Source organism: Acidobacteriota bacterium (genome assembly GCA_016713675.1).
Taxonomy (GTDB): Bacteria; Acidobacteriota; Blastocatellia; order Pyrinomonadales; family Pyrinomonadaceae; genus OLB17.
In genome coordinates, this window is sequence record JADJOS010000001.1 from 45,171 (window position 1) to 69,620 (window position 24,450).

The 24,450-nt window shown below is 52.6% G+C and carries 21 protein-coding genes and 1 pseudogene; 11 read left to right on the forward strand and 11 right to left on the reverse strand.

Going from position 1 to position 24,450, the window contains the following annotated elements; genetic code table 11:
* Position 1 precedes the first annotated feature (1 nt).
* The 9 genes and pseudogenes from IPK01_00215 to IPK01_00255 form a co-directional block, all read right to left on the reverse strand.
* A complete protein-coding gene (locus tag IPK01_00215) occupies positions 2 to 1,600 on the reverse strand; it encodes an oligosaccharide flippase family protein (GenBank protein ID MBK7931923.1) in 1,599 nt (532 codons plus the stop codon).
* Positions 1,597 to 2,241, reverse strand: coding sequence for a hypothetical protein (locus tag IPK01_00220; protein ID MBK7931924.1), 645 nt, complete (start codon positions 2,239 to 2,241; stop codon positions 1,597 to 1,599). Before IPK01_00220 ends, IPK01_00215 begins: the two co-directional genes overlap by 4 nt.
* Entirely contained in the window at positions 2,201 to 2,458 is a 258-nt protein-coding gene (locus IPK01_00225; protein MBK7931925.1) for a hypothetical protein, read from the reverse strand. The genes IPK01_00220 and IPK01_00225 overlap by 41 nt, the downstream gene beginning before the upstream one ends.
* A 142-nt stretch (positions 2,459 to 2,600) precedes the next feature.
* Positions 2,601 to 3,841, reverse strand: a pseudogene (chrA, locus tag IPK01_00230) (chromate efflux transporter).
* A 116-nt stretch (positions 3,842 to 3,957) separates the two neighbouring features.
* Positions 3,958 to 4,668 (reverse strand): superoxide dismutase, encoded by a 711-nt coding sequence (locus IPK01_00235; GenBank protein ID MBK7931926.1) that lies wholly within the window; start codon positions 4,666 to 4,668, stop codon positions 3,958 to 3,960.
* Positions 4,669 to 4,793: 125 nt separating this feature from the next.
* Positions 4,794 to 5,669, reverse strand: a complete 876-nt coding sequence (locus IPK01_00240; GenBank protein ID MBK7931927.1) for a glycosyltransferase family 2 protein — start codon at positions 5,667 to 5,669, stop codon at positions 4,794 to 4,796.
* 169 nt (positions 5,670 to 5,838) lie between these two features.
* Positions 5,839 to 6,999 (reverse strand): glycosyltransferase family 2 protein, encoded by a 1,161-nt coding sequence (locus tag IPK01_00245; GenBank protein MBK7931928.1) that lies wholly within the window; start codon positions 6,997 to 6,999, stop codon positions 5,839 to 5,841.
* Positions 7,000 to 8,595: a hypothetical protein gene (locus IPK01_00250; GenBank protein ID MBK7931929.1), complete on the reverse strand. Its 1,596-nt coding sequence runs from the start codon at positions 8,593 to 8,595 to the stop codon at positions 7,000 to 7,002. It lies immediately after the preceding gene.
* A 33-nt stretch (positions 8,596 to 8,628) separates the two neighbouring features.
* Entirely contained in the window at positions 8,629 to 9,780 is a 1,152-nt protein-coding gene (locus IPK01_00255) for a hypothetical protein (protein MBK7931930.1), read from the reverse strand.
* Between the two features lie 408 nt (positions 9,781 to 10,188).
* Between IPK01_00255 and IPK01_00260 the strand changes: the two genes are divergently transcribed.
* Positions 10,189 to 10,626, forward strand: a complete 438-nt coding sequence (locus tag IPK01_00260; GenBank protein ID MBK7931931.1) for a hypothetical protein — start codon at positions 10,189 to 10,191, stop codon at positions 10,624 to 10,626.
* A gap of 503 nt (positions 10,627 to 11,129) precedes the next feature.
* Here IPK01_00260 and IPK01_00265 read toward each other — a convergent pair.
* The gene (locus tag IPK01_00265; GenBank protein ID MBK7931932.1) at positions 11,130 to 12,923 is read right to left on the reverse strand and encodes a long-chain fatty acid--CoA ligase; all 1,794 of its coding nucleotides are present in this window, start codon (positions 12,921 to 12,923) and stop codon (positions 11,130 to 11,132) included.
* A 134-nt stretch (positions 12,924 to 13,057) separates the two neighbouring features.
* Complete coding sequence (locus IPK01_00270) at positions 13,058 to 13,339, reverse strand: hypothetical protein (protein MBK7931933.1); 282 nt, start codon at positions 13,337 to 13,339, stop codon at positions 13,058 to 13,060.
* Between the two features lie 135 nt (positions 13,340 to 13,474).
* On the opposite strand from IPK01_00270, the gene IPK01_00275 reads away from it, so the two are divergent.
* The 10 genes from IPK01_00275 (at position 13,475) to IPK01_00320 (ending at position 24,450) form a co-directional block, all read left to right on the forward strand.
* Positions 13,475 to 14,131: a polysaccharide biosynthesis/export family protein gene (locus tag IPK01_00275; protein MBK7931934.1), complete on the forward strand. Its 657-nt coding sequence runs from the start codon at positions 13,475 to 13,477 to the stop codon at positions 14,129 to 14,131.
* 85 nt (positions 14,132 to 14,216) lie between these two features.
* Positions 14,217 to 15,068, forward strand: coding sequence for a hypothetical protein (locus tag IPK01_00280; GenBank protein ID MBK7931935.1), 852 nt, complete (start codon positions 14,217 to 14,219; stop codon positions 15,066 to 15,068).
* Positions 15,065 to 15,802 (forward strand): hypothetical protein, encoded by a 738-nt coding sequence (locus IPK01_00285; protein ID MBK7931936.1) that lies wholly within the window; start codon positions 15,065 to 15,067, stop codon positions 15,800 to 15,802. Before IPK01_00280 ends, IPK01_00285 begins: the two co-directional genes overlap by 4 nt.
* A gap of 8 nt (positions 15,803 to 15,810) precedes the next feature.
* Positions 15,811 to 17,217 carry a sugar transferase gene (locus IPK01_00290; protein MBK7931937.1) on the forward strand — a complete coding sequence of 469 codons (1,407 nt, stop codon included), beginning with the start codon at positions 15,811 to 15,813 and terminating at the stop codon, positions 17,215 to 17,217.
* 5 nt (positions 17,218 to 17,222) lie between these two features.
* The gene (locus IPK01_00295; GenBank protein MBK7931938.1) at positions 17,223 to 18,731 is read left to right on the forward strand and encodes an O-antigen ligase family protein; all 1,509 of its coding nucleotides are present in this window, start codon (positions 17,223 to 17,225) and stop codon (positions 18,729 to 18,731) included.
* Positions 18,732 to 20,084 carry a polysaccharide biosynthesis C-terminal domain-containing protein gene (locus tag IPK01_00300; GenBank protein ID MBK7931939.1) on the forward strand — a complete coding sequence of 451 codons (1,353 nt, stop codon included), beginning with the start codon at positions 18,732 to 18,734 and terminating at the stop codon, positions 20,082 to 20,084. It abuts the gene before it with no gap.
* A gap of 66 nt (positions 20,085 to 20,150) precedes the next feature.
* Positions 20,151 to 21,329: a glycosyltransferase family 4 protein gene (locus IPK01_00305; protein ID MBK7931940.1), complete on the forward strand. Its 1,179-nt coding sequence runs from the start codon at positions 20,151 to 20,153 to the stop codon at positions 21,327 to 21,329.
* 2 nt (positions 21,330 to 21,331) lie between these two features.
* Complete coding sequence (locus IPK01_00310; GenBank protein MBK7931941.1) at positions 21,332 to 22,429, forward strand: polysaccharide deacetylase family protein; 1,098 nt, start codon at positions 21,332 to 21,334, stop codon at positions 22,427 to 22,429.
* Positions 22,366 to 23,232, forward strand: a complete 867-nt coding sequence (locus tag IPK01_00315; protein ID MBK7931942.1) for a hypothetical protein — start codon at positions 22,366 to 22,368, stop codon at positions 23,230 to 23,232. Before IPK01_00310 ends, IPK01_00315 begins: the two co-directional genes overlap by 64 nt.
* Before the next feature lie 123 nt (positions 23,233 to 23,355).
* Positions 23,356 to 24,450, forward strand: a complete 1,095-nt coding sequence (locus IPK01_00320) for an NAD-dependent epimerase/dehydratase family protein (GenBank protein MBK7931943.1) — start codon at positions 23,356 to 23,358, stop codon at positions 24,448 to 24,450.

Sequence of the window (24,450 nt, forward strand, 5' to 3'; positions counted from 1 at the left end):
TTCAGCTCTGCGTTTCGATCACCGGAGTGGTGCGGCGGCCCGGAATGACCTTTGCCAATATCTTCCTAAGGGTCTGCTTTTCGTCATCTTCGATCACTCCCCAGAGGTTTGCCAGGATCAAATAGATCGGCAAATACACTAGGCTCGAGATTAGCAGCACAAGCCCGCCGCCGACGAAATTAAGTATGCTCAGTTTGGTAGTCGAAAATGCCGACTCCGCAAAACGTTCGCCGAGCTTCAACATATCTACATGGATATATTCGTAAACAAAGTACGTGGCGATGCCGGCAGCGATACTGATGATGGCCGTCTTGCCAACATTCTTAAGCAGCGGCAAATGCTGCCAGCCGAGGCCCAGCTTCTTGATGATCATCGTTTCGGCGACAAATTTTTCGATCAAGATGGCCTTGACCGCAACCGTGATCATCATCGTCAGGCTGAACGACCCAAGGCCGTAATAGAGCACCGCGATCAACGCCGTCAGCACAAATATCCGCAATAATAAGAATAGCCGTCCGAGCTCTTTATACGACCTTAGGATCGGATCGGTGATTATCACCATGAATGGAAGCATTGTGATATTTATGACAAAGATATCGGCGCTTGCTGCGTATTCTTCCGTAAACAGCGTGATGATGAACGTCTTTGCCGTGATCATCAGGAACACATAGATCGGAAAATAGAACAACGCCAATTTTTGCGAAGCCCGGGCGGTCAGACGTATCATCTCGTCGCGGTCGCCGGCATTCTGGAGTTTGTTCATGCGGGGGATCAGCACCGACGTGACCGATTCGGACAACATTGCGATCAGCGGTACTTCAAAACATCCGTATGCATATATCGCATAGTCCGCCGAAGAGAACTTATATCCGACAAAGTAATTGTGGACGTCATTCTGCGCCATCCACAAGATCCCTGCTAGCCCGAACGGAAGTGCGTATCGCATCTGCTCCCAAAAGAAGCCAGCATCGAATTTAAGCCAAAACCCCGGAAAGCGGGATCGCAGATACCAGAACAGGATCGCTGTCTGTATCACGCCCTGGATCATCGCCGCATAAATGAACGCCTCGACGGTCGCAAATGCGAAAACTGCCGTTCCCATCAGCAGCGTTTTGCTGAACTGAGCGAGAATGATAAAACCGGTCGCCACTCGGGCTTCCTGATTAGCGATCGCGACCGTTTCGAGAAAGGTCGAAAAGATCCATATCCAAATGACGACGCCGATCATTGGCGTAAGTGCGGTGAGTTCGTCACTCCGGAAAATTCCGCCGATCATCTGCGGATAAAGCTGAAGAACAAGGCACGCGAGGCCACCGACTACGAAATTGAATACGAGGATATTTAGGATCGCCGCACCGCGACGCTCGGTCTCGCGAGCCAGAAAATAATAGGCACTCATCGAAAAACCGAGCGGCAGGATAACGATCGCGTTGGCGATCACCTGAAACGCTTCTCGGTATGTGCCGACAGCATCCTTTGCCAGATACCTGACGATCAGCAGCGGCAGGACAAAGCTAAACCCAAAGCCGATCACCTTAGCTGCTAACAGCCAGGCACTCTGCGATCTGAGAGATTGCGTTGTCTCGCCTGCGTCACTCATTTTCGGTCGAGGGAAATGTGTCTTGCGTGGGTATCATACCAGCCGGGGATCGACCGTCTAAAAATTCGCTCAAGCGTCGAAATGAACTTTCGACCTTTCGCTGTCTGGATCATGTACGAATAATCGCCAAAGAGCCAGTACTTTGTGAACACTCTGCGGTAATACTTGAGCACCGCCTCCCGCGTCGCCCATCGTCCCAAAGTGTGTTCGCCAAACGGCCCTGAGGCTCCATCCTCGAACTCGTACAGATGCAGTTGGTCAGGCAGTGTCTCGCGGATCCGCTCGAAATCCTGCTTTACCGCCTTGAACGACGTGTAGCCAAGCTCCTCGAGAAGATCAAATTCGTATTCCAACTTTGCAAAAATGAGCTTTTCTGATCGTATCGACAGATAATCAGGCTTGTTTTCAAAGTCGAGCATCGCACGCAAACAGATCACTTCTGACCCAACGATATCGGCCTTGAGATAATGTGGAATGCCGTGTTCGGCCATCGCTTCGGCAAAATCTACCGCTTTCACCTCGATCGCCTCCATCTCTGTACCGAAGATAGTGTTTCGCTGTGCCCATTCTTCGGAAGTGCTGCCCCACGGCGAATGACCTTCATTTCGAAAGAACCGCCGTACGGTCGTCGCCGCGTGCAAGCGGCGTCTCCGTTATAGCCCCTTCGACGATGATCAGACGACCATCGGCGATCGCATCCGCGAACCGCTCACGGCACAGTTCGACATTGCGTGGTTCCGCTTCAAAAGCGACCACGCGATACCCTTTCTTCAGATAAAAATCCGTATCCTGTCCGCAGTTTAACCCGACGTCATAGATAAGATCCTCATGTTTTGGAGTTGTTCTAAGCGTTGACATGGCACAATTTCGCTCGGGGCCGAGCGGTATCGATCGGGGCGGACCAATACAGCTCACACTCTAAGGATATACCGAATCAAAGTAATATTTCACTAAATTATTGTGAAATATGGATGTTTGGCCGTTTGGATACGAATGAACCTCACTTAATAAAGGCAAAAACCAACCCGATCAAGCCGCCTGAGAGAATTACCCAGAGAACATCGATCTTGAAGCGAAATAATGCCACAAATGCCGCCAAACTCATCGCCGCGGCAAACCAATTGATATTGTCCGTCGATCCGTTTACAAAAATGACTGCCGTGCCAAAAACCAGCGCGAGATTGAGTATCACGCCAACAACGGCTGCAGTCACACCGGAAAGTGCACCAGAAAGCGTCATATTGCCCCGTAACTTCTCTATGTACGGGGCTCCGAGAAATATGAACAGGAACGAAGGTAAAAATGTCGTATAGGTCGTTATAAGAGCGCCAATTATGCCGCTAGCCAGTGGCGACAGCCCTTCAACCGGATTGTTCCACCCAGCCATAAACCCGACAAACTGGAGTACCATTATTAGCGGCCCGGGGGTCGTCTCAGCAAGTGCTAGTCCGTCCACGGCCTGCGTCGGCGTGATCCAGTTGTACGGAGCCGTCGTAACCGCTTGGGTTACATACGCAAGCACCGCATACGCTCCGCCAAATGTTACCAGAGCCGAAACGGTAAAAATTTGTACTCCTGAACATGTAAACTGCCGTAACCACGCCAAGCTATCAACACGGCAAACGGCAGGATCCAGAGCAAACCGCCGACGGCAAGTATTTTGAATAAACGCGAACGGTTCGGAACCGTATGATCGACCTGTTCGGCATCATCGCAGAAGACCAGTGAGCGCTCGGCGTCGTTTTCAGTTGCTGTGTCCTCTTTTCGTTTCTCGGTCGGTGCCGCAAAGAACGCAGGAGCGAATCGGATACCAATAAGTCCGACGATCGCTGCACCCAAAACTATCAATGGAAATGGAATATGTAGGAAAAAGATCGAAACAAATGCAAGAGCCGCGATCGCGTAGTGTACTTTGCGTTTGATCGCCCGTTTGCCTATCTTGAATAACGCTTCAACAACGATCGCGACGACTACCGGCTTAAAACCTTCGAGGACCCCATTGACCGCCGGAACATGTCCGTACGATGCATAAATATATGATAAGCCGAGCAGAATAAAGATCGACGGAATTACAAAGAACGCCCCCGCGACGATGCCGCCCCACGTTGGATGCATCAGCCAGCCGATGTAAACCGCCAACTGCTGTGCCTCAGGCCCCGGCAGCAGCATACAGTAATTAAGCGCGTGCAGAAACCGCTCTTCACCGAGCCAACGCCGCTTATCGACGAGTTCCCGATGCATGATCGCGATCTGCCCCGCGGGACCGCCGAACGAGATAAACCCAAGCTTCACCCAAAAGCGAAACGCCTCCGCAAACGAAACGTGTCGTTTGTCAGCAACGCTTTCTTTCTCAGGATTCACAGTTTCAGAGCTTCCACTCGTCTATTCACCTCGTCCCAATTCACATTGGTCATAAATGCATCGACGTATTTTGCAGCAGCCGCACCGTAGTCCATTTGGTAAGCATGCTCATACATATCGAGCACGAGCAGCGGGACCGTGAACGGAGCGTGCGTCGCGTGGTCGGACGACCAGTAGTTGTGGAGTTCTTTCGTGTGCTGATTGTAGGCGAGCACGGTCCAGCCCGAGCCGCCGGAAAGCGAATTGCCGGTCATCTTGAACTCAGATTCCCATGCTTCGTAGCTGCCCCAGCCTTTCTCGATCAGCTTTTTGGCATTGCCGTCGGCCTTGCCGTTGCCGCCGAGATTGGCAAAATAGTTTTCGTGCATCACGATCGAACCGGTACGGATCAGCTCTTGCCGTTTCAGATCGCCGTAGATGTATGCCGGCAGGTCTTTTTCCTTTTTGAGAGCGAAAAGCCGCTGCTCGACCACGTTGAGAGCCTTGACGGCACCAGTGTAGTTGTTCTCGTGATGCGAGCGGATCAGTTTCTCCGAGATGCCCTTCAGCTTGGTTGGGTCAAACGGCAGAGGCCTCGGCAAATGCTTGCCGCCAAACGCCGGCGGCACCGCTTCCTGCATCGCCGATGTCTCTCCGTTGAATGCCAACAAACCTGCTCCTGCCGCCAAAACACCGGTCACCGCTTCCCGCCTTGATAGTTTTTTCATATATTTCCTCCGTTAAAAGTATAAACCTAAAAAAGATTAGCCACGAACTTACACGAAAAAACACGAACAAGAGTTTAATAAGTTGCTTGTTCGTGTCTCGTTCGTGTCCGTTAGTGGCTAAAGTCTTACGTCGTTCTCCGTGAAGGCGCCGCACCCGGCACAAACTGAATATCGTCGCTCCGATGCGTGCGGTAGTGGTTCAATAATAATCGCGGAGCGAACCGTGCTAGCAAAGTGATGCCGGTCAATTTCCACGATCTGCGATGGCGGTTCGCCTCTGCAAAAGCCTCGCGTGCGTTCAAAAACTCTTCTTTCAGCAGAAACGCCTTGCCGCATTCGACATGCAGGTCGCCCTGCAGCAAACTCAACCGCCGCTCGAGTATTTCGGTCTCCTCTGCGTTCAACTCGATCGACTTTCGGACGCGGTCAAAGACGTCGATCTCACGCTCCACTCGGCTGACCGAGTCGCCCGACAAGCTGTCGAGATGCACGCGGTATTTGAGCAAGACCTTTTCCTGATAACCGATCTTAGATCCCTTTTTCGCCATTCGCACCCAAAGGTGAAAATCGTGAGCCCTGGCCCGTTCCGGCTCAAACAAACCGGCCGCGACGATCGCCGTTTTTAACGCGACGGTCCCCGACGTGATGACATTGCACCTGAAATCAAGCAGCGACGCCGCTGTCACCTCGCCTGATGACGGAGCCGATTCCATGAACGTCTTACGCAGAACCGAACGCATACCGAACTGCTGTGCGTCGCAGTAGACCATGTCATAGCCTTTGCCGAGAAAGGCGATCTGTGACGCCAAAAAGTCCGGCAGCCAAAGGTCATCGCCGTCCAGAAACGCGATTATCTCGCCGCGGGCATGACGGATCGCCGTATTGCGTGCGGCCCCGGCTCCCAGATTCGGCTGTTTGATGTAAACGATGTCCTGAAGATGCGACCGTATTGCCCGTTCGAAACCGACCGTATCGGGCGAACCGTCATTGACGACGATTATCTCGTAATCGCGATATTTTTGGCCTGGACCGAATCAAGCGTTTCGCTGATAAATTCGGCGACGTTATATGCCGGTATGATCACGCTGACCTTCGGCGCCACGAAAAGACGTTGCGGCCGACTACCACCTGAACACCAAAATTGTAGCTCTCAAACGAGTTCATCTTCTGTTAGCGGGTGTCGCGGATCGGTTCCCATGTGGAAACGCGCTCTCCGCTGATGAATTTGAAAAAGGCAATTACCGAAGCCAGATTTGCGAGAACGAAATAGAGTGGAATGACCAAAAACCTTAGGCGGACGCCTGATTTTTCGAGCACCCAACCAACGAGTGCCAATAAATAAAATAACACTTGTGCAGCAAAAATGACAGAGAAAAATATCGAGAGCTCAGCGAGAAGGGCGTTCGAAACAAAAAGTGCAAGCAGCATGATCGGCACCGCATACCGCAGCACCTTGTGCGAGATCAATTCGATCGCATAAAACCCGCTTCGCAGCGGATTCAGCATATCGATGTTTCGCCAAAGATCGGTGTACGTTTGCGAGATCACCCGCACACGCATCCTCATCTCATCGCTCGGCCGCTGGTTGGTATACTCAAAGCAGACCGCCGAAGGCTCGAAAACGCTCCTCAGTCCCTGCCGGTACAGCATCGTACAAACCAGAAAATCCGAACACGCCTCGGCATACATCGCCACATATGCCGATCTCCGTACCGCGTACAGACAGCCCGAGGCTCCGATCAGCGAACACGCATTGCTCTCGGCGGATTTGATAAACGTCTCGTAATTCCAATAGCTGCGCGCACCCTTGCCGACATTCGTACTCGCGTCATCTACATAGATCAAACGCCCGGCGACGCAGCCGACCGTTTCGTCCGCAAATGCCGGCAGCAATTTTCGCAGCACATCGCTTTCATATTCGGTGGTCGCGTCCGAAAACAAAATGATCTCGCCGGTCGACCTCGCAACGGCATTATTCTGGGTTTCGGTCTTGCCGACACGTCCCTCTTGCCGAAATAGTCTGACGCCGCGATCGGCAAATTCCTTCACGATCTCATCCGTCGCATCGGTCGAGCCGTCTGACGCAACCATTATCTCGAGTCTATCGGCCGGATAATCCAGCCTGAGCGTGTTCTCGATCTCCGCCCTGATCGCCGCCTCTTCGTTGAATGCCGTGATAAGAACAGTAACGGCCGGTTCGATCTCGCCACGTTTGAGGCTTCGCGGAAAGGCAAGACTCACAAGATACACGAGCAGCGGATAGCCCGCGTAAACATACGCCAGCCCCGCGAGGCTTACCCAAAACACGATCTGTTCGGCTGTGTTTATCATCTAAGCTTCGGCCGGCCTTGAGTCCCACGCCGGGCTCGATCCGGCTTGCTCGTTCGCCTCGCGTTCGACGCTGTGGATCCTGCGGAACGCGACGGCGTATGCGATCAGGTAGTAGATGAACCAATTATAAGCAACAGATGCAAAGAAACTCGACACCATATATCCGATGATGCTCGCCTGCAGTCCGATCGCAAGATAGTAGAACCAATCCGCCTTATTCTCGTCAAAATGCGTCCGTTCGATCGCCGAGAGTTTGCGGAACGGGCTGATCATGAATACAAGATACGCGATCAGGCCGAGGATGCCGAGTTCGGCACTGACCTGTGTAAATGCGTTATGCGATTGCAGATTGCGGACGCCGACGATCGGAAAATTGCCGATGCCGATGCCCCACGGGTTTCGGGCCGTTACCAACAGTGACCGCTCAAGCAGTTCCTTTCGCTGATCTGACGAACCGACCGCATCGAGGCCGGGAATAAATATCGACAGCATCCTGAGCCCGTAATTTCCGGGTGCAGCGATTATCGCGATCCCGCCGATAACGATCGACGCGATCGACACGTTCAGCCGATGACGGCGTCCGATCTTCCATGCCAGCACGACGCCCGTCGCGATCAATCCGAGAAATCCGCCGCGTGAGAACGTGACCATATTTGCCGCGACGAACAGGAACGCCATCCCGAAATATGCCCAACGCCACAGCTTTGATCCGGACGCAATACCGAGTGCAATGACGAGCGGCGTCATCATCACGAGGTGCATCGCCATTTCGTTCGGGTTGCCGAACATGCCGCCTACGTCGACAGCCACGCGATATTCCTCAACGTTGAACTGCCCCTTCATATACATATCGAGGGCAGCGAACGAAAGATAGACGGCGATGCCGAACGACAGCCACATCATTCCCATCAGCCGTTTGCGTGTGCGGACGACGTTCACAAGTACGATGAATATCACCACCGCCTTGATGAACGGATCGTTGAATGTGTCCCAAGCAAGGCCGGGATCTTTGGCGATCGGCATCGTTGCGATCGAGATCAATGTCAATGCCAGTACCGCTTTGACCTCGGTAGAGAACATCGTCAGATTCCCTTCGATCGCGATCTGTGAAGGAACGTAGATGAGCAATGTCGCTAACGCAAAGTAGAATGCCGTCGCCGCCAGAAATCCGAGTCCGGGAACAATCTCATACGGCCGAAAAAGGACGAGTATCGAGAACAGATACAGTCCGATATACGTGAAAAAATGACCGTTGCGGACAAGCCAGCGTTCACTCTTCAAAGTCTCACGGTCCTTTTCGATCTTCTCCGCTTTCTTTGCGGCCTTTGTATTCGGTTTCGGTGCCTCGGCCGCCGGCTTGGCCGCCTTTGCTGCCGGAACGGCCTTTGGCGATCGTTCCGCTACCGGCTTGCCCGCCTTGGACGGTGGCTCGGGCTCAGGCTTGGTCAAATTTCGAAGGCTCTCGACCGCTGCACCGGCGACCGGTTCTGATACCGGCTTGAATGACGCAAAATCGCCGCGAACCGCACCGCCGTTAGTTTTCACTGACGACGAGAACGGTTCGTGATCGCGGCTCTTTTTTCCGTTAAATGACATCTGCGGCTGCCTTTGTTCCCGCCGGGGAAATTGCTACGCCGCGACTTCTTCCCGGTCCATCGTGATCAGGTCACGAACCTTGAGTTTCAGCGCTTTTTCGAACTGGCGTGCTTCATTGACGCCGTTGAATGTCAGCTGCTGCAGGTTGGCCTCGATCCGTTTGCGGTAATCGGATACAAGCGAATCCGACACACCGAGCATCTCCGCGACCTCGAGCTGGTTGCCGCTGTCCGAGACGAGATAGCAATGCCATAGCACGTTGATCATGCGGTCGTACTGCTTAGCCTTGCCGCGAACCGATTTGTGAAGCGTGACGAGAAATCCGTCTACAAAGCCGGCGGCGGCAAGTTCGGCTTCATTGCGAAGCAGATCTTCCTCAGGCGTTTCGCGGATGTCCTTGAATTCGAATTGCATGCGGTCATCGTCGTCTTCGCTGCCGCCGCTGCCGACCGGGACAAGATGTATGTCCATGATCGGAAGTCGCGACATAACAAACGAGCGAAGCGAACGCACGTCCACCGGCGAATCGATCGCCTTGAATACCCGGATGATCAATTTCTCGAGCTCGACATTGCTGATCACGATCTGAGCGTCGCCCGTACAGCCGACCATACGCGTATCGCGGCTCTGGAACGAAACCGCCTTTACACGCTCGTCCATTTCCTGAACGTCGCGGCGCATCTTTTGCTCTTTCCAATCCGACAGTCCGTAGAGGCGGTCCGCCAAACGGCGATGTGCCTCGGGATTGCCGATATTATCAAAACGTTTGAATGCCTTGCCGGTCTGAATAAGTGTTGAGATGCGACGCGCCAGACGGTAAGATTCGGGATAGCGTTTGCGGAGCTCGGCCGTGAGCATGTTGGTCAGCTCGATCTGGCTGATCTCGGCCTCGATCTCGGCATCGGACATTGCCGTGTCGATGTAATGCTGAAAACGCTCTTTGCTGAGCAGTGCGACGAACAGTTCCTGCGTCAGGTCGGTGTAAGCGTTGTGCTTGCCTTCTTCCACGAGAAAGCCGGCACGTTTTGACGCACGGACCAACGGATGTGACGACACTATTCGATGCAATTCCGTCCAGATCTGGTTAACGTCAGATGTCTTTAAACTGTCATTCCATTTGCCCACTCGAATTTGCCGGTTCGGGGCGGGGCGGGGAACGCGTTCCTGTGTTTTCACTTGATTCATAATCAGCCTTTCCGAGAGCGATCGTCCTTGTTCACCGCGTTCGAAACCTGTTTGTGTCGTCGGCTAAATTGCGAAGTCCGGCAAAAAAGCCTGGCTTTCGATGCGCATTTCGCCCCTTGGGATGCGAACACAATTTCGAAGATCGCGAAAGTTTTGGGTAGAGAGATCTGGCGTGGTTAACTGCCGAGCTAAGCTGTTAATCCTTGTTTGAGGGCTTGTGAGATAAATGCCTCTCACTACCTACACTTAAGATATTAGCAGTTATGAATGGTTTGAGCAACAAGTTTTTACATCGTTGTATAGTTTTTATACACCTATCGTAACTGCTGCAATAACGAGGGTTACGCCGACACCAATGCCAGATAGTGGAATTTCGGTACACATTTATGAAAAATTAACGGCCAACTTATGGAAGCGATCGCCCATTACAGATTTACTTTTGTTGTAACAACAATACAGTTCCGCCTCGCAGCATGCGGGCCGGCTGGTAAAGGCCTGAAAGGTAATTTGCACCCTATGTTCACTGCAAAGTCAGTAAATTTCTGCAAGAACGAAGATTGTCCTTCGTCCGACGAACTGCTCGATTTCCAAAACGGAGATCTGATGCGCGAACGCGCCGTCGACATCCGCATCCACATGGCGTCGTGCGAGTTCTGCACCGCCGAGGCCGAGTTCTATTCCCGTTATCCACAGTTGACGGGCGACGACCTCTCGACCGAACCATCCGAGATCCCGGCCCCGCTCTTCGAACTCGCCGAAGCATTGCTCAAAAACCGCAGCTACGACCCGCGAGCATTGAATACACTCCTCCGCGAAACCGAAGAACTGGTCGGCGACGCCGCCTGACCATTTACTTCGTAAAGGCCCATTCGTTCCATTTCTCCAAATCCGGCGACAGCATTGATCACGACCGTGCAGAGGAAGACACGCTCCCTATCGGTCGTGTTTCTTTGCTGGGCGAGATGGACCCGTGATGGGCGGTTGGGGCGTGTGGCCGCTTTGGTGGGCGCGATGGGCCGGTGATGGGATCAAGTAGATCACGCCATTTAGATGGGGGCGATGGGCGGCGTTGGGGATTTTGACGGGAATTTAAAAAAGAGATGGGTGTTGCCAATGTGACAGTCGCTTTCGCGATTGTCGCAGGGCGTTTTTTTATTGTCGCTAGGCCACTTTTTGATTGTCGCTAGCCCCAAAATAATTGTCGCAACAGCCCTTTTTAACTGTCGCAGAACGCTGTTTTGACGGTCGTTTTGAAGATTTTGTTGATTTATTTGTGGTACGTACCACAATTTAGACCAAACACATAAAAAAACACGATCGGTTATTTTCGATGAGCGACAAAAGAGACACTAGGAACCGCAGATCTCGTCGATGGCTTCGGTATATTTTTCGTCGATGACGTTGCGTTTGATCTTGAGCGTCGGCGTCATTTCGCCTTTGTCGATCGAGAATTCACGGGGCAGCAGATAGACGCGTTTGACGCGTTCGTAATCGGAGAGTTCTCGGGTAAGGTCTATCGCGTCTCGCTGAACGCGCTTGATGAACTGCGGATCCTCACAAAGCTCTTCGCGGGTTCGTGACACGTCGTGGCCCTCGGCTTTCATCTCGTCCTTTAGAGCATCCCAATCCGGCACGATTAGTGCACCGACCTGTTTACGGCCCGAACCGACAACGACCGGCTGCGATACGAGCGGGCTTTGCTTGAGCAGACTCTCGACCTGCAGAGGCGCAACATATTTGCCGTTTGATAATTTGAACAGGTCCTTCAGACGGTCCGTGATGTAAAAATGGCCGTCCATGTCCACATATCCGACATCGCCCGTATGGTAAAAGCCTTCTTCGTCGATAACTTTGGCGGTTTCTTCGGGGTTGTTGTAGTAACCCATCATTACGTTAGGCCCGCGAACCAACACCTCGTCCTGTGCTCCGATCTTCATTTCGATGCCTTCGAACGGGGTTCCGATCGATCCGACCTTGTTGTCGTCGGGCCGGTTGGCACATGTCACGCAGGCCTCGGTCATACCGTAACCTTGCAGAATAGGTATTCCGGCCGCCCAAAACGCGTACGATAATTTCTTGGATAACGGAGCCCCGCCTGACACAAAGAATCGAAGCTCGCCGCCAACGCCGTCACGCCATTTTGAGAATACGAGGCGATTGGCAAGAGCGTGTTTCGCCGCCAATGCCGTCGACACGCGGCCGTGATTGTCTTTCGCCGCCCAATATTCTTGTCCGACGACCAACGCCCATTCAAACAGGCTCGTCTTCCAACCACCGGCTGCTTTCCCTTTCTTGACGATCTTGTGATAGACCTGCTCGAAAAGCCGCGGCACCGCGGTCATGATGGTCGGTTTGACCTCTTGCAGATGCGAGGCGATCTGATCGAACGCTGCGCAATAATGTATCGACACGCCGTTAGAACAAAGCACGTAAAAAACGGTGCGTTCGAAAATATGCGAGAGCGGCAAAACAGCCAGGCTCCGGTCGGTCGAACGTATCGGCAGGCTCTTTGAGACGGCGACGATATTTGAGACAAAATTCTCGTGCGTCAGCATCACGCCTTTTGGTTCGCCGGTCGTGCCGGAGGTGTAAATGATGGTAGCGAGGTCTTTGCTGTCGATCGCGGCAAGCGAATTTTCGATCACATCAGCGTCGATCTTTCGATAGGCGTCTCCCTCGGCTTCGACATCGGAGAGTGAGATAGCTCGGCTATTGCCCTCCGGTTTGCTGTCAGCGTCAAAGAAGATCAGCTTCTCGAGCCGCTCGACGCTCTGGATCGCATTTTCGGCGTGTTTCCACAGCTTTTTGCCTGAGACGAAAAGCATCTTGGCACCCGAATTTTCGAGGATAAATCTGATCTGCTCAACGGCTTGGGTGGTGTATATCGGAACGTTGACCGCCCGCAAACTGAGGATCGCGAGATCGACGAATGACCATTCCGGCCGATTCTCAGAAATTATCGCAACGCGGTCGCCGGCCTTTACGCCCATCGCGGCGAGGCCCATCGCAATCCGTTTGACACGTTCGACGACCTCATTTCCGTTCAGATAATTCCAAACGTCGTCGATCTTGAACGCAAGGGCATCCCGCTTGTTATGCCGCCGAAACGACTCAAAACAATAATGCGGTATCGTCTGCGGCAGGGCTTCAAATCCTTTTTAGGTTATTAGCGATCATCAAAGATTTTCAGTTAACACAGGCGAGCCTAAGGCTGTTCGCGTGAATAACATTCTTGCAAACGCACGCGGTTATGTCCAATTGTGGGCTTGTCGCGGACCTAGTTTTCCCTACGCCTTCGCCGACGGCGCGAGGTCTCTCGGCCGCCGCCGAAGTAGGCGAGCACCATTACGACCAGATGGGCAATGAACCAGACATTGTCGTAGCCCAAGTTTTGGTAGATGTAGATAAGTATCAGTATTCGCGGCGCAAAAACCCCGAGCAGCAGGTCCGCCCACTGCGGAACTGTGTTCGCCGGAAACATGCTCGGATAAAGAAACAGATACACGAGCATCACGATCCGAGGGAAGAAAAGCGAAAAAAGTAAGAAATAAAAGTCCATATTCGTCGCTCCTTATTAAGCCAATCTTACGCCTGGATCGGAGGCTTTTCCAACTTCGCATTCACTTAATACTGGAAGCTGCGGTTGATTCGACCTCTAATAACTCAACGGAATTTTGTCTTAAGAGAGACCCTTATGCGCCCAACTTTTTCTGTGATCGTTGCCGCGGTCATTTTCGGCCTTTTGACCTTGCCGACGAACGCGCAGGTCAAGGAGCCGGAGACCGGCTTAGCTCCGGCTTTGTACCAAATTCAGCCGGGCGACAAGATCAGCCTTAAGTTCTTTTCCAACCCCGAACTGAACGAACCGGCGATAGTCGTTCGCCCCGACGGATTTATAAGCGCCCAATTGATCGACGATATCAAGGCCGGCGGACGCACCGTCGCGGAACTGAAAAAAGAACTTGAGCTCCAATACAACGAAATTCTGCTTACTCCGATGATATCGGTATCGGTCATCGATTTCGTACAGCCGCGCATTTACGTCGGCGGTCAGATAAATAAGCCCGGACGTTACGACCTGAGGGAAGCAAAGACCGTTGTCCAAGCGGTTTTCCTTGCCGGCGGATTCACGCGCGATGCTCGCCGCTCGATGGTCATTCATGCGAGGCCGGACGGCAAAGGCGATTGGAAGATCCAGACGGCAAATGTGATGAACATTCTCAATCAAAAAGGAACTGATCGCGACCTGACGCTTCAGGACGGCGATTATGTTTTCGTTCCGGATTCGAAAATGTCCCAATTCAACAGGGCTGTCGAAGCATTTAGAGGACTGCTGCCAAGCTTTCTGTGATCGAACGCATCTTAATATGAGGTATTTGAGCTCAAGCATTGACGCCGTGTCACCGCGGACAAAACTGTTCAAGCATAAATTGCTTATGCTGACGCTAGCCCTTTTGGTCGTAGCGACCGGAATGTTTGCGACGTTCATGATCACGCCAAAATATGAGGCAACGATGAGCCTTCTGGTCTCGCGTGACCGTATCGATCCGCAGATCACGTCAACGGACAAAACAGCCGAGATCACTCAGACATCGATCAGCGATGAGGAATTTAACTCGGAACTCGAGCTTTTCAAAAGCCTCGAAGTGATAAAGGGAGCCGCTCAGGAACTCGATCTCGTCAACGACCAGAAGCCGAAGCAAAACACTTGGCTTGGGGACATGCGTGCAAAAGTAAAGGGTGCGATATATTCGCTCACGTCAAAGTCCGATGAGCACATCGAAAATGTGAGCACTAATGACCAAGGCTACGATTTCGCTCTCGAAAAGGTCGTAAATCGTGTGGTCGGAAATCTCGATGTGGTACCGGTCAAGAAATCCCGCGTGATCAAGGTCTCATATATTGACACCGACCCGATCCGTGCTAAACGCACGCTTGACGCGATATACCGAAAGTTTGTCGATCTGCACGTGCAAATGAATGACAAGCCGGAGGCCGGAGAGGTGTTCAACGAGCAAACGGGCAAATTCAGTGACCAATTAAATGCTGCGACCAGATCGCTCAAGGACTTTGACACTTCGAACGGTGTCGTCGGTGCCGATATTTCGACCCAACAGGGCCTGCTGCAAAAGCAGCTTTCTGATACCCAGATCCAGCTGAGTTCGGCTCGAACAGAGATCGGAGAAACGATCAAGACGATCTCTTCGCTTCAGGAAAAGATCGCTCTTGAGCCAAAACAGATCCAGACCGGGTTTGTATCCAAATACGTCCCGCACTCGATCGGATGAAGGATGAACTACTCCAGCTCGAGCAGCAGCGGACCCAGCTTCTGCAGAAATATCAACCGAACAGCCGCTTCGTTCGCGAAAATCAGGAACGCATCGATCAGCTCAAAAAGACGCTTGCTGCTGAAACAGCAAATCCGCCACAGGAACGCACATACGCTCTCAACGATCTGCGCAGGCGATTGGAAAGTCAGCTTGTGGACGCTCAAACAAAACTCGGGTCGCTCAAAGATCGCGAAAAGACGCTGTCCGGCCAAGCCTCCAAGCTATTGACCGACGTGGAATTTCTCAATACGAAGAGTATCGAGCGTACCGCGATCGAACGAAAACGGAACATCAGCGAGGAAGCATATCTTTTGTACCAGAAAAAGGCCCGAGAGAATGAGATAGGCCAGGTACTTAACAAAGAGCAGATCATGAATTTTGTCGTCGTCGATCCGCCCCGGACCGATGGCGAACAGAAGAATCCGAAACCACTGCTGAATCTTGTCGTGCTCCTTGCCGTCGGATCGATGGCGGCATTTGCCGGTTCTATTGCTTACGACAAATTCACATCCCAAGAAACTGAGCCCCAAATGATCGTGTCGGCACTTGAGTTTGAGCGCCGGTTCGATATTCCAGTCTTGGCGTCGATCTCGCATTTTGAACGATCAGACTATATCGAGGTTCGGCCAAAAAGCTACGGCAGCAAACTACCGCCGGCGGTTATCGAGGCCGGCGAATCAGGCAGTATTTAGGTGAAGAAATGAAAGAAAGACTCAGAGCATCATTGCTTTTTCTGTATCGAATACTAGATCTCTCTGCACTTAGCTTTGCATTGTGGATCTCATTCAAATACGGTGGGCCGATCGGTATGGACTACGTCATGCTCGCTGTCTATGCGCCGACGTTTGACAGCGTTTTGTTCTTCGGCGGAGTATTTGCGAGCTGGATTTTCATGCTCTCTTCATTTTGGCTTTACCGCTCAAAGAGGCTGGCGAGTCTGAGTGATGAATTGACCGATGTGTTTCGAGCGGTAGTCTTCGCAACACTGATCCTGGCTACATTGATCCTGCTGGCTGAGTGGTCCATATTTCCGAAACGGTTCTTAGTTATCTTCGCGTTCGTGTCATTTGTTCTGCTTTTTTCGATCCGATTGCTGAAGCGTACGCTTCTGCAGCAGTTTAGGCTTCACGGCCGCAATTTGCGCTCGGTCGTCGTTATCGGTGCCGGGCCGAGGGGCCGCAAGCTTGTCGATCTGATCGATGAGCATCCGGAAATCGGCTATCAATTTCTGGGATTTATCGACGATCTAAAGGGACCGGGCGTGATAGGCAAATTATCTGACATTCCCAAGATCCTTGCACAGAATGTGATCGACGAGGTCATAATCTGCCTTCCGATCAAATCGTACTACGAGCAGATACAGTCGATCACGGCAGCGGCCGAGGAACAAGGCATTACCGTTAGGATCTACTCCGACCTTTTCAACCTGAATCTCTCACGGGCGGTCGCCGGCGAGATCGGCCAGGCTCCGATCCTCTCGATATATGCTTCGCGATTGACCGATTGGCAGGCATTCGTAAAAAGCTCCATCGACTTTGCCGGAGGCCTTGTTTTGCTGGTTGTCTTATCGCCCGTGATGCTGGTCATCGCTTTAATGATCAAATTGACGTCGCCGGGGCCCGTTTTCTTTGTTCAGGAACGCGTCGGTCTGAACAAACGGCGATTCAATATGTTCAAGTTCCGTACGATGGTCGCGGACGCTCCTGCACGGCAGGCCGAACTGGAAAAACTTAACGAAGCCGACGGCCCGGTATTTAAGATCAAGAACGATCCTCGCGTGACCAAACTCGGCGTTTGGCTCCGAAAGACCAGCCTCGACGAATTGCCGCAGCTATTCAATATTCTCCTCGGCGACCTATCGCTCGTCGGTCCGCGGCCGCTGCCCGAACGTGATTTCCAACGCTTTGATAAACACTGGTTCAATCGGCGTTTCAGCGTAAAACCGGGCATCACATGTATCTGGCAGATATCAGGACGCAGTGAGACGAGCTTCGATAAATGGATCATCCAGGATCTCGAATATATCGAGAAATGGTCACTGGCCCTCGACCTCAAGATCTTGTTCAAAACGGTCCCGACCGTGCTCCGCGGAACCGGTGCAATGTAATTCGAGTGGCCAATACCGCATCACGAACCAACAAATTTGATCTTGCCAAGCGATTCACCGTCGTCTGTGCATTTATCCTGGGCGCGTGCGCACTCGGCTACGGCATGGTCGTTGCCGGTGATGGGCCGAGTTCAAAGATAGTCGGCATCGGTGTTTTACTTTCCGTTGCCCTCGGCGGTGCTGCCGCGATCCTGTTTGAACTGCCGTGGATACTAGCGATCCGATACGCCTTTATTGGGTCATTCTTTTTCAAAGGAGATCTGAGCCTCTTCAAGATCAACGAGGTAGAAGATCCGTCCGGCCTTAATTTGTCGCTCACATTGTTCACGGCAGTGATCCTTATTGCATACGATCACTTTGCGGACGGCGATCGCGAAAGCGTACTGCCTTCGGCGTTTCTCTATCTCGCCGGCGGTCTTTTTATTTGCGCGGCGGCATCGATACTTTTGGCAGGCCCCACGCTGCTTGGCGGTTTCTCATTGTTGTCCGTTTTGACGTCGATACTGATCGCCTATGCGGTCGCATCGCATTTCGGCACGCGTGAGAGGCTGATCGAACTTACGATCGGAATTGCGGTCGGGGTATTGTTCACAGGAGTCGTCGCCCTTTCACAATTCGCCCTCGATTTTCCGTCAAACCTGCCCAATTTCGGCACCGGCACCGACGAAGAACTGCTTGGCACACAGGCCGAACTTCTGTCGCGTGTGCCGGCGTTCCTTAGAACACCTACCGAGATGGCGTGGGTCATGAGTTCACTGATCCCAATTGTACTTACCCCGCTCCTCTGCCGAGTAAAGTCATTCGGATCGTATCAAAAGACGCTGTTGGCGATCGGAGCATTGGCGGGCACGATAGCCGTAATTCTATCGCTTGCACGCGGCAGTTGGGTCGGGATAATAGCCGCGATACCGCTAATGATCGTGTTTGGGTGGTTTCGGCTATCCGCACATGAAAAGAAGCCGTATTTTGTATCGGTCGCAACGGCTATATTTCTGACATGTTTGATGTTAAGTCCGTTCGCCGGAAAGATCTACGACCGCTTGACCGAAGACGATCAAGGCTCGGCTCAGATACGTTTGCCTTTGATGGAAACAGCTCTAAGGATGATCGACGACAATCCGCTCGTAGGCGTCGGTCTCAATAGCTATCGGGCGAATATGACTCGGTACGACGAGACCGCCATTTTTGTGTCGCAGGTCTTTCCAAATCCGGTTCACAACATATTTGCGCACATCACCGCCGAGATCGGAATTCCGGGCGGCATACTATTTTGCCTGCTGATCCTCTATTCGTTTTATGAATGCTACCGATCTTCATCAAGCAGCGATCGGCTGCTCTATGCATTGTCGATCGGATTAGCGGCTGGAATGATCGCGTTCGTTATCTCGGGCACAAAGGAGCCCGGTTCGCTTGGCTCGGTGCGGCCGCCGGTCAGAACTTGTTTCTTTATGTTCGGAACGATCTTCGCGCTAAGCCGTGTCGTTCGCCGTTCGAATTTACTTGCAGAACGCTAGATGGAAATGTCGACGAACATCGCCAGAAAATTGAGTCCCGAGTCTGGCACACTCGGGCGCAATTTCCTTTGGATGAGCTGGTCGGGCGTTGTCAGCATTGCCAATAGCGTGCTCGTCTGGATCTTCATGGCCCGGATGCGCGACCTGGACGAGGTCGGACGATTTACGATCGTCATGGGCCTTTATTCCCTATTTTTCAGTATCGTCTCACTTGGGCTTCAGCCATATCTGGTAAATGAGATCAGCCGACGACGGTCAAATGCAAGCGAAAATCCGGGTTCGATCGACCAATTGCATTGCGCCGCAATTTTTCTGTTATTAGTGTCCGGAGTGGTTTGTGCATTCCTAATGACGTGTTCCGGATTCGTGATAAGCGCGTCGTGGGAGGTGCGAATCGCGACACTGGTCCTAAGCCTCGCAATGATCGCCACGGGGCCGGGCGTCGTTTGCGAAGCGACAGCCATTGCCGAAGGCCGTGGCAAACTTATCGCAACGGTTTCGACCGTGGAGAACGTCCTCCGAACAGCGATTCCGCTCGCATTGATCTGGTATGGTTTCGGGCTGGTCGCGATCTGTGCATCATTCGCTGCTGTGCGTGCGGTATCAGTGGCGATCTACTTCGCATCGAGCCGCGTGTCGATCTCAAAATTCAGATTGTCATTTGCCGTACTTCGTCAGTTGGCGACTGCCGCACCGACTTTTGCAGCGACAATTACCGTCGCCTCGATCAATTGGCAGGCCCCGATATTCCTTCTCGGCTTTGCCAGCACCGAACTCGAATCGGCAGAGTTCGGCGCCGCATCGCGCTTTCTGATACCCGTGACGATCCTGATGGCAAGCTACGCCAATGCGATCCATCCGATGATGGCAAAACACAAGGAATCATCACCGGATTCATTCGGCCGCTACCTGACAAAAATGGCGAGCTACGCGGCGGCGGCCGCCGCAATAGTCGCTGCCGGATCTTTGCTTCTTTCCGGGCCTGTCCTTGCAATGTTATTTGGTGAGAACTACCGGCGAGCGGCACCTGCCCTTGATCTGCTGGCGTTGAGCGTGATTCCCTTCTGCCTCGTAATGGTGGTTGCCCGCGGGCTTATCTCGCTTAATTCACAGCGAGTCGACCTTATCGGCAACCTTCTCGGCGTTGCGGTCTGTATTATTTCCGGCTCACTTCTGATACCGAAATACGGAGCGATCGGTGCGGCCGCGAGCCAGCTATTCTCATTTCTCGCAATCGCCGCGATCGAGGTCGCCTATCTCTATCGCAAGATCGGCCGCTTTGATAAGTGGCGGACAGCCGCCGTTTCATCTGCCAGCTTTGTAACTATCTACCTCATTCTCTGGAATCAATAGCCTTTTAGTGGTCTAACACTGCATACAAAGTATACAGGCGAAAACGATCGCTATTTTTTTCAACACATGTCCGAATACCGTTTCCAGATCGAAGACCTTAGCCGAACCGCCGCCGCGACCCGGAGTGACGTGCAGGGCAACCGCACTGTGCGGACAAAACGGCGGCGGATTCTAATGGTCGGAATGCATTTGACCAAAACCCGCGGCGGAATTTCAACATTGACAGCGGATATCCTCAAGTCTAGTTTCGTCGTGGAAAACGAAGTGCGGTACATCGCCTCGCAGGCCGAAGACTTTGGCCCGTTTCGCAAACTCCTGCTCGCCGCCGCCTCATTTGTACGATTTGTCTGCCTTTGCCTATTTTGGCGGCCGTTGCTCGTATACGTCCATATGGGGAGCAACGCCAGCCTATATCGCGAATCCTTATTCGTTCTGGTCGGCAAGATGTTCCGAACGTCGGTTATCGTCCACTTTCACGCTGGCGACATTGATAATTATTATCCGCTCCAGCCAAAGTTCGGCCGCGTATTCATAAAAAGTTCTCTTGCCAAATGTGATCGCGTGATCGCCGTTTCTCTCGAATCGTCTCGACAACTTTGGGAACTTGACCGGCAGCTTAAGATCACGGTCATTCCAAATGCGATCGACACCTCTGCGTTTCGAGAACGCAGCTCAACGGCAGAGTCCACGTTTGATGAGCCGATACGAATACTCTTCGTCGGAGCCATCGGAAAACTCAAAGGTGAAAAGGACCTTATCGCGGCTCTAGCCCGGGTACGAAATGAAATTCCCGAGACACTCGTTTCTATCCTCGGCTACGGTGCCGAAGATCTGGCAGCAGAGTGCACCGCTCACGGAATAGCCGATCTGATCGAGCATCTCGGTCCGGTATCGATGGACGACCGCATCGCTTTCTACGAACGCTCTGACATATTCGTCCTTCCGACTTATGCCGAGGCGATGCCAATGTCTGTGATCGAGGCAATGGCCGCCGGTTTGCCCGTCATTACGACAAACGTCGGGGGCATCCCCGAACTTATCGAGCATCAGATCGAAGGCCTACTGCACGAACCCGGCGACATCACCGCTTTGGCCCATCAGATCAAACGGTTGGCAAACGACAGAACTAAAAGATTCGCATTGGGCACTCGTGCCCGCAGTCGAGTCGATGAACAAATGAATTTTTCGAAGTATGTCGACAGGCTTCGCAGCGAGATCGATAGCGTTTGCGGAGCAACAAAATAGATATGACAAACCCATCGTTATTGATAAAGCGTTCGATAAAATCCGTCGCCTCAATTGCAAAGGCCGGCCTTGGATATCCGCAGACAGCGAATGGCTCGATCCATGTGGTCGCTTATCACCGCGTCGTTGCAGATATCGCCAAGGCAGAACGCGAAGCCGTTTACGGTATCGTCGTCTCGACCGGGACCTTTCGCCGTCATTGCGAGATGCTGCGTCGCTCATACGACGTCGTTTCGCTCGAAACAGCAATGCACTTTTTGGAAAGAGGGCGATCAGTCGCACGCCCAATGGCTGTAATTACTTTCGATGACGGCTATCAGGACTTTTATGACGAGGCATTTCCAGTGCTGAACGAACTCGGCCTGCCGGCTACAGTCTTTTTGCCTACCGGCTACATCGGCAAGGAAACGCCGCTGCCGCACGACCGCATCTTCTGGCTACTCAAGATCGCGATGGAAACGTCGACAGCCGTAACCCCTGCGCTAAGGCGTGTCGGCCTCGAAGACCACGTTTGTGATTCTCTGCTGAAAAGAGGCGATCTGCTGAAGGCAACTGATTCGCTCGTATATTTGCCAAATAAACTACGCGAGGCAGCGATAGGTGCATTGGAGACCGAGCTTGGCAACCGCTTAGAGCGTTATCCATCGGAATATCGGCTTCTCGATTGGGACGTGATCCGTGAGATGTCTCGAAAGGGTATCAATTTCGGCTCGCACACGGCCGATCACGTCATCCTGCCTCTTGAGAGCGAAGACACAATGCAAAGCGAACTCACAGAAAGCAAGATCGCACTCGAACGCGAGCTTGGCAAACGCATCATCTCGTTCGCCTACCCGAACGGTGAATATAACGAATCCATAAGATCGGCCGCATTAAATGCGGGCTACACGGTCGCGGTTACTACCAAGACAGGAATGAACACTACGGGGGCTGATCTGCTCTCATTGACTCGCACAAGCCTTTGCGAAGAATCTACACGCGGAATAAACGGGGCATATTCCGCACGCGTTGCCGGACTACGGCTGGAGTATGATCAATGGAACAAACTACTATTACCAATTCGCAAACTATTGTCGGACGTCATAACGGTCCACCGTTAGGAAATGTTACTCAGCCGGAGCCGCTCACGAAAGTGCAGGAGCCGGCCTACGTCACAATGTCGCTGCATCCCGGCAAGGTCGCGATCGCGCTTTGCTCGATTACAGCTGTACTTGCGGCCGCAGATGTCGCAGTCCTTTCTGCGGACTATTACACCGGTTACAGTTCGGTCGTTATCCACAAATTGGTCAAACTCTTCGATCTGGGCCTCGAGGTGAATGTGCCGGCGTATTTCTCCGTGACACTCCTATTCTCGGCGGCAGTGCTCGTCGGATTGATCACTCTGATCACCAAAAAGCAAAAGGGCTCTCATGTGATCGAATGGGCGATCCTGACCTTTGGTTTCCTTTTCATGGGATTTGATGAGATGGCGTCCGCCCACGAGCGTTTGATCGAGCCCACCCGTGCATTGCTTGGGATAGAGACACCAGGACTTTTGTATTTCGCGTGGGTCGTTCCGGCCATTGTTTTAGTCGCTGTCATCGGCACCGGATTTGTCAAATTTCTTGTCGATCTCCCACCACGGACCCGCACGGCATTCATGATCGCTGGCTCCATGTATCTCGGCGGCGCGATCGGACTCGAACTTTTCGAAGGCGCGTGCACCGTCGGCAGCCTTGCATACAAGACATTGGTGGTATTCGAGGAGAGCCTCGAGATGGCAGGCGTTATCGTTTTCGTCTGGGCATTGCTCGATTACCTCACGACCAACTTTAAGGCAAACGGCGTCAAATTTGATATTGCAAAGCCGTCCGGTCCTCAGGAAAAGCAATGGGCGACCTCTGACCTCGGACTGCAATCGTAAGGCACAACCCATGTCGGATAAGCAGTCTTTCCGCCGTCAGAAAAATTGGAATTTTATTGCTTTTACAACTCTTTCAAAGCAGGAAAACTATTTGAATCAATAGTTTAGATCCATTAACTAAATATGAGCGTAGCTATAATTACAGGTTGTTCAGGTTTGATCGGCAGTGAAGCGACGAAGTTCTTTCACGCCATGGGCTTTGATGTTGTCGGCATCGACAACAATATGCGCGAATACTTTTTCGGCGCCGACGGTTCCGTCAGCTGGAATACGCATTCGCTAAAGGCCGAATTGCCGAATTTCGTCCACTTTGCCGAAGACATTCGCGACCAGACGGCAATGGATCGTATCTTCCAGGCCTATGGCAAAGACATCGCCGTTGTCATTCACGCAGCGGCACAGCCAAGCCACGATTGGGCAGCAAAGGAGCCGCTGACCGATTTTAGCGTCAACGCCACCGGCACGCTTATTCTGCTCGAAGCGGTCCGTAAATTCTGTCCCGACGCGCCGTTCATTTTCACTTCGACGAACAAGGTTTACGGCGATACGCCGAATGATCTGCCGCTCGTCGAAACCGCGACTCGTTGGGAGATCGACGCTTCTCATCCATATTTCGAACATGGTATTGACGAGACTATGTCGATCGACTCGTCAAAGCACAGCGTCTTTGGCGCGAGCAAGGTCGCTGCTGATGTGATGACGCAGGAATATGGCCGTTATTTCGGCATCAGGACCGGTGTCTTTCGCGGCGGCTGCCTGACCGGGCCGGCACACTCCGGTGCGATGCTTCATGGTTTTCTCGCATACCTCATCAAGTGCATCGTCACGCACAAGCACTACACGATATTTGGTTACAAGGGTAAGCAGGTCCGCGACAACATACATTCGAATGATCTCGTCCGTGCGTTCTGGCATTTCTACAAAGATCCGAAGGCCGGTGCCGTGTACAACATGGGCGGCAGCCGCCACAGCAACTGCTCCGTCCTCGAGGCGATCGAGATCGCTGAGGAATACGCCGGCGAAAAGCTCTCTTACAGCTTCTCGGATCAGGCGCGCGAAGGCGACCACATCTGGTGGATCAGCGACATTCGCCGCTTTCAGCAGGATTATCCGGACTGGCGTTACGAACACGATCTCAAGTCGATCATTCACGAGATCGTCGATGCGACAGTTGAAAAGCATCACGAAGAAACAAAATTCGAATTGGCAGCGGCGTAA

What these genes read in the sequence shown, in the direction of transcription:
- IPK01_00215 (MBK7931923.1), bottom strand. Translation starts at nt 1,600, where the DNA reads ATGAGTGACGCAGGCGAGACAACGCAATCTCTCAGATCGCAGAGTGCC.
- IPK01_00255 (MBK7931930.1), bottom strand. Translation starts at nt 9,780, where the DNA reads ATGAATCAAGTGAAAACACAGGAACGCGTTCCCCGCCCCGCCCCGAAC.
- IPK01_00280 (MBK7931935.1), top strand. Translation starts at nt 14,217, where the DNA reads ATGCTGACGCTAGCCCTTTTGGTCGTAGCGACCGGAATGTTTGCGACG.
- IPK01_00320 (MBK7931943.1), top strand. Translation starts at nt 23,356, where the DNA reads ATGAGCGTAGCTATAATTACAGGTTGTTCAGGTTTGATCGGCAGTGAA.
- IPK01_00250 (MBK7931929.1), bottom strand. Translation starts at nt 8,595, where the DNA reads ATGTCATTTAACGGAAAAAAGAGCCGCGATCACGAACCGTTCTCGTCG.
- IPK01_00225 (MBK7931925.1), bottom strand. Translation starts at nt 2,458, where the DNA reads ATGTCAACGCTTAGAACAACTCCAAAACATGAGGATCTTATCTATGAC.
- IPK01_00245 (MBK7931928.1), bottom strand. Translation starts at nt 6,999, where the DNA reads ATGATAAACACAGCCGAACAGATCGTGTTTTGGGTAAGCCTCGCGGGG.
- IPK01_00270 (MBK7931933.1), bottom strand. Translation starts at nt 13,339, where the DNA reads ATGGACTTTTATTTCTTACTTTTTTCGCTTTTCTTCCCTCGGATCGTG.
- IPK01_00260 (MBK7931931.1), top strand. Translation starts at nt 10,189, where the DNA reads ATGGAAGCGATCGCCCATTACAGATTTACTTTTGTTGTAACAACAATA.
- IPK01_00290 (MBK7931937.1), top strand. Translation starts at nt 15,811, where the DNA reads ATGAAAGAAAGACTCAGAGCATCATTGCTTTTTCTGTATCGAATACTA.
- IPK01_00275 (MBK7931934.1), top strand. Translation starts at nt 13,475, where the DNA reads ATGCGCCCAACTTTTTCTGTGATCGTTGCCGCGGTCATTTTCGGCCTT.
- IPK01_00285 (MBK7931936.1), top strand. Translation starts at nt 15,065, where the DNA reads ATGAAGGATGAACTACTCCAGCTCGAGCAGCAGCGGACCCAGCTTCTG.
- IPK01_00305 (MBK7931940.1), top strand. Translation starts at nt 20,151, where the DNA reads ATGTCCGAATACCGTTTCCAGATCGAAGACCTTAGCCGAACCGCCGCC.
- IPK01_00235 (MBK7931926.1), bottom strand. Translation starts at nt 4,668, where the DNA reads ATGAAAAAACTATCAAGGCGGGAAGCGGTGACCGGTGTTTTGGCGGCA.
- IPK01_00300 (MBK7931939.1), top strand. Translation starts at nt 18,732, where the DNA reads ATGGAAATGTCGACGAACATCGCCAGAAAATTGAGTCCCGAGTCTGGC.
- IPK01_00310 (MBK7931941.1), top strand. Translation starts at nt 21,332, where the DNA reads ATGACAAACCCATCGTTATTGATAAAGCGTTCGATAAAATCCGTCGCC.
- IPK01_00315 (MBK7931942.1), top strand. Translation starts at nt 22,366, where the DNA reads ATGGAACAAACTACTATTACCAATTCGCAAACTATTGTCGGACGTCAT.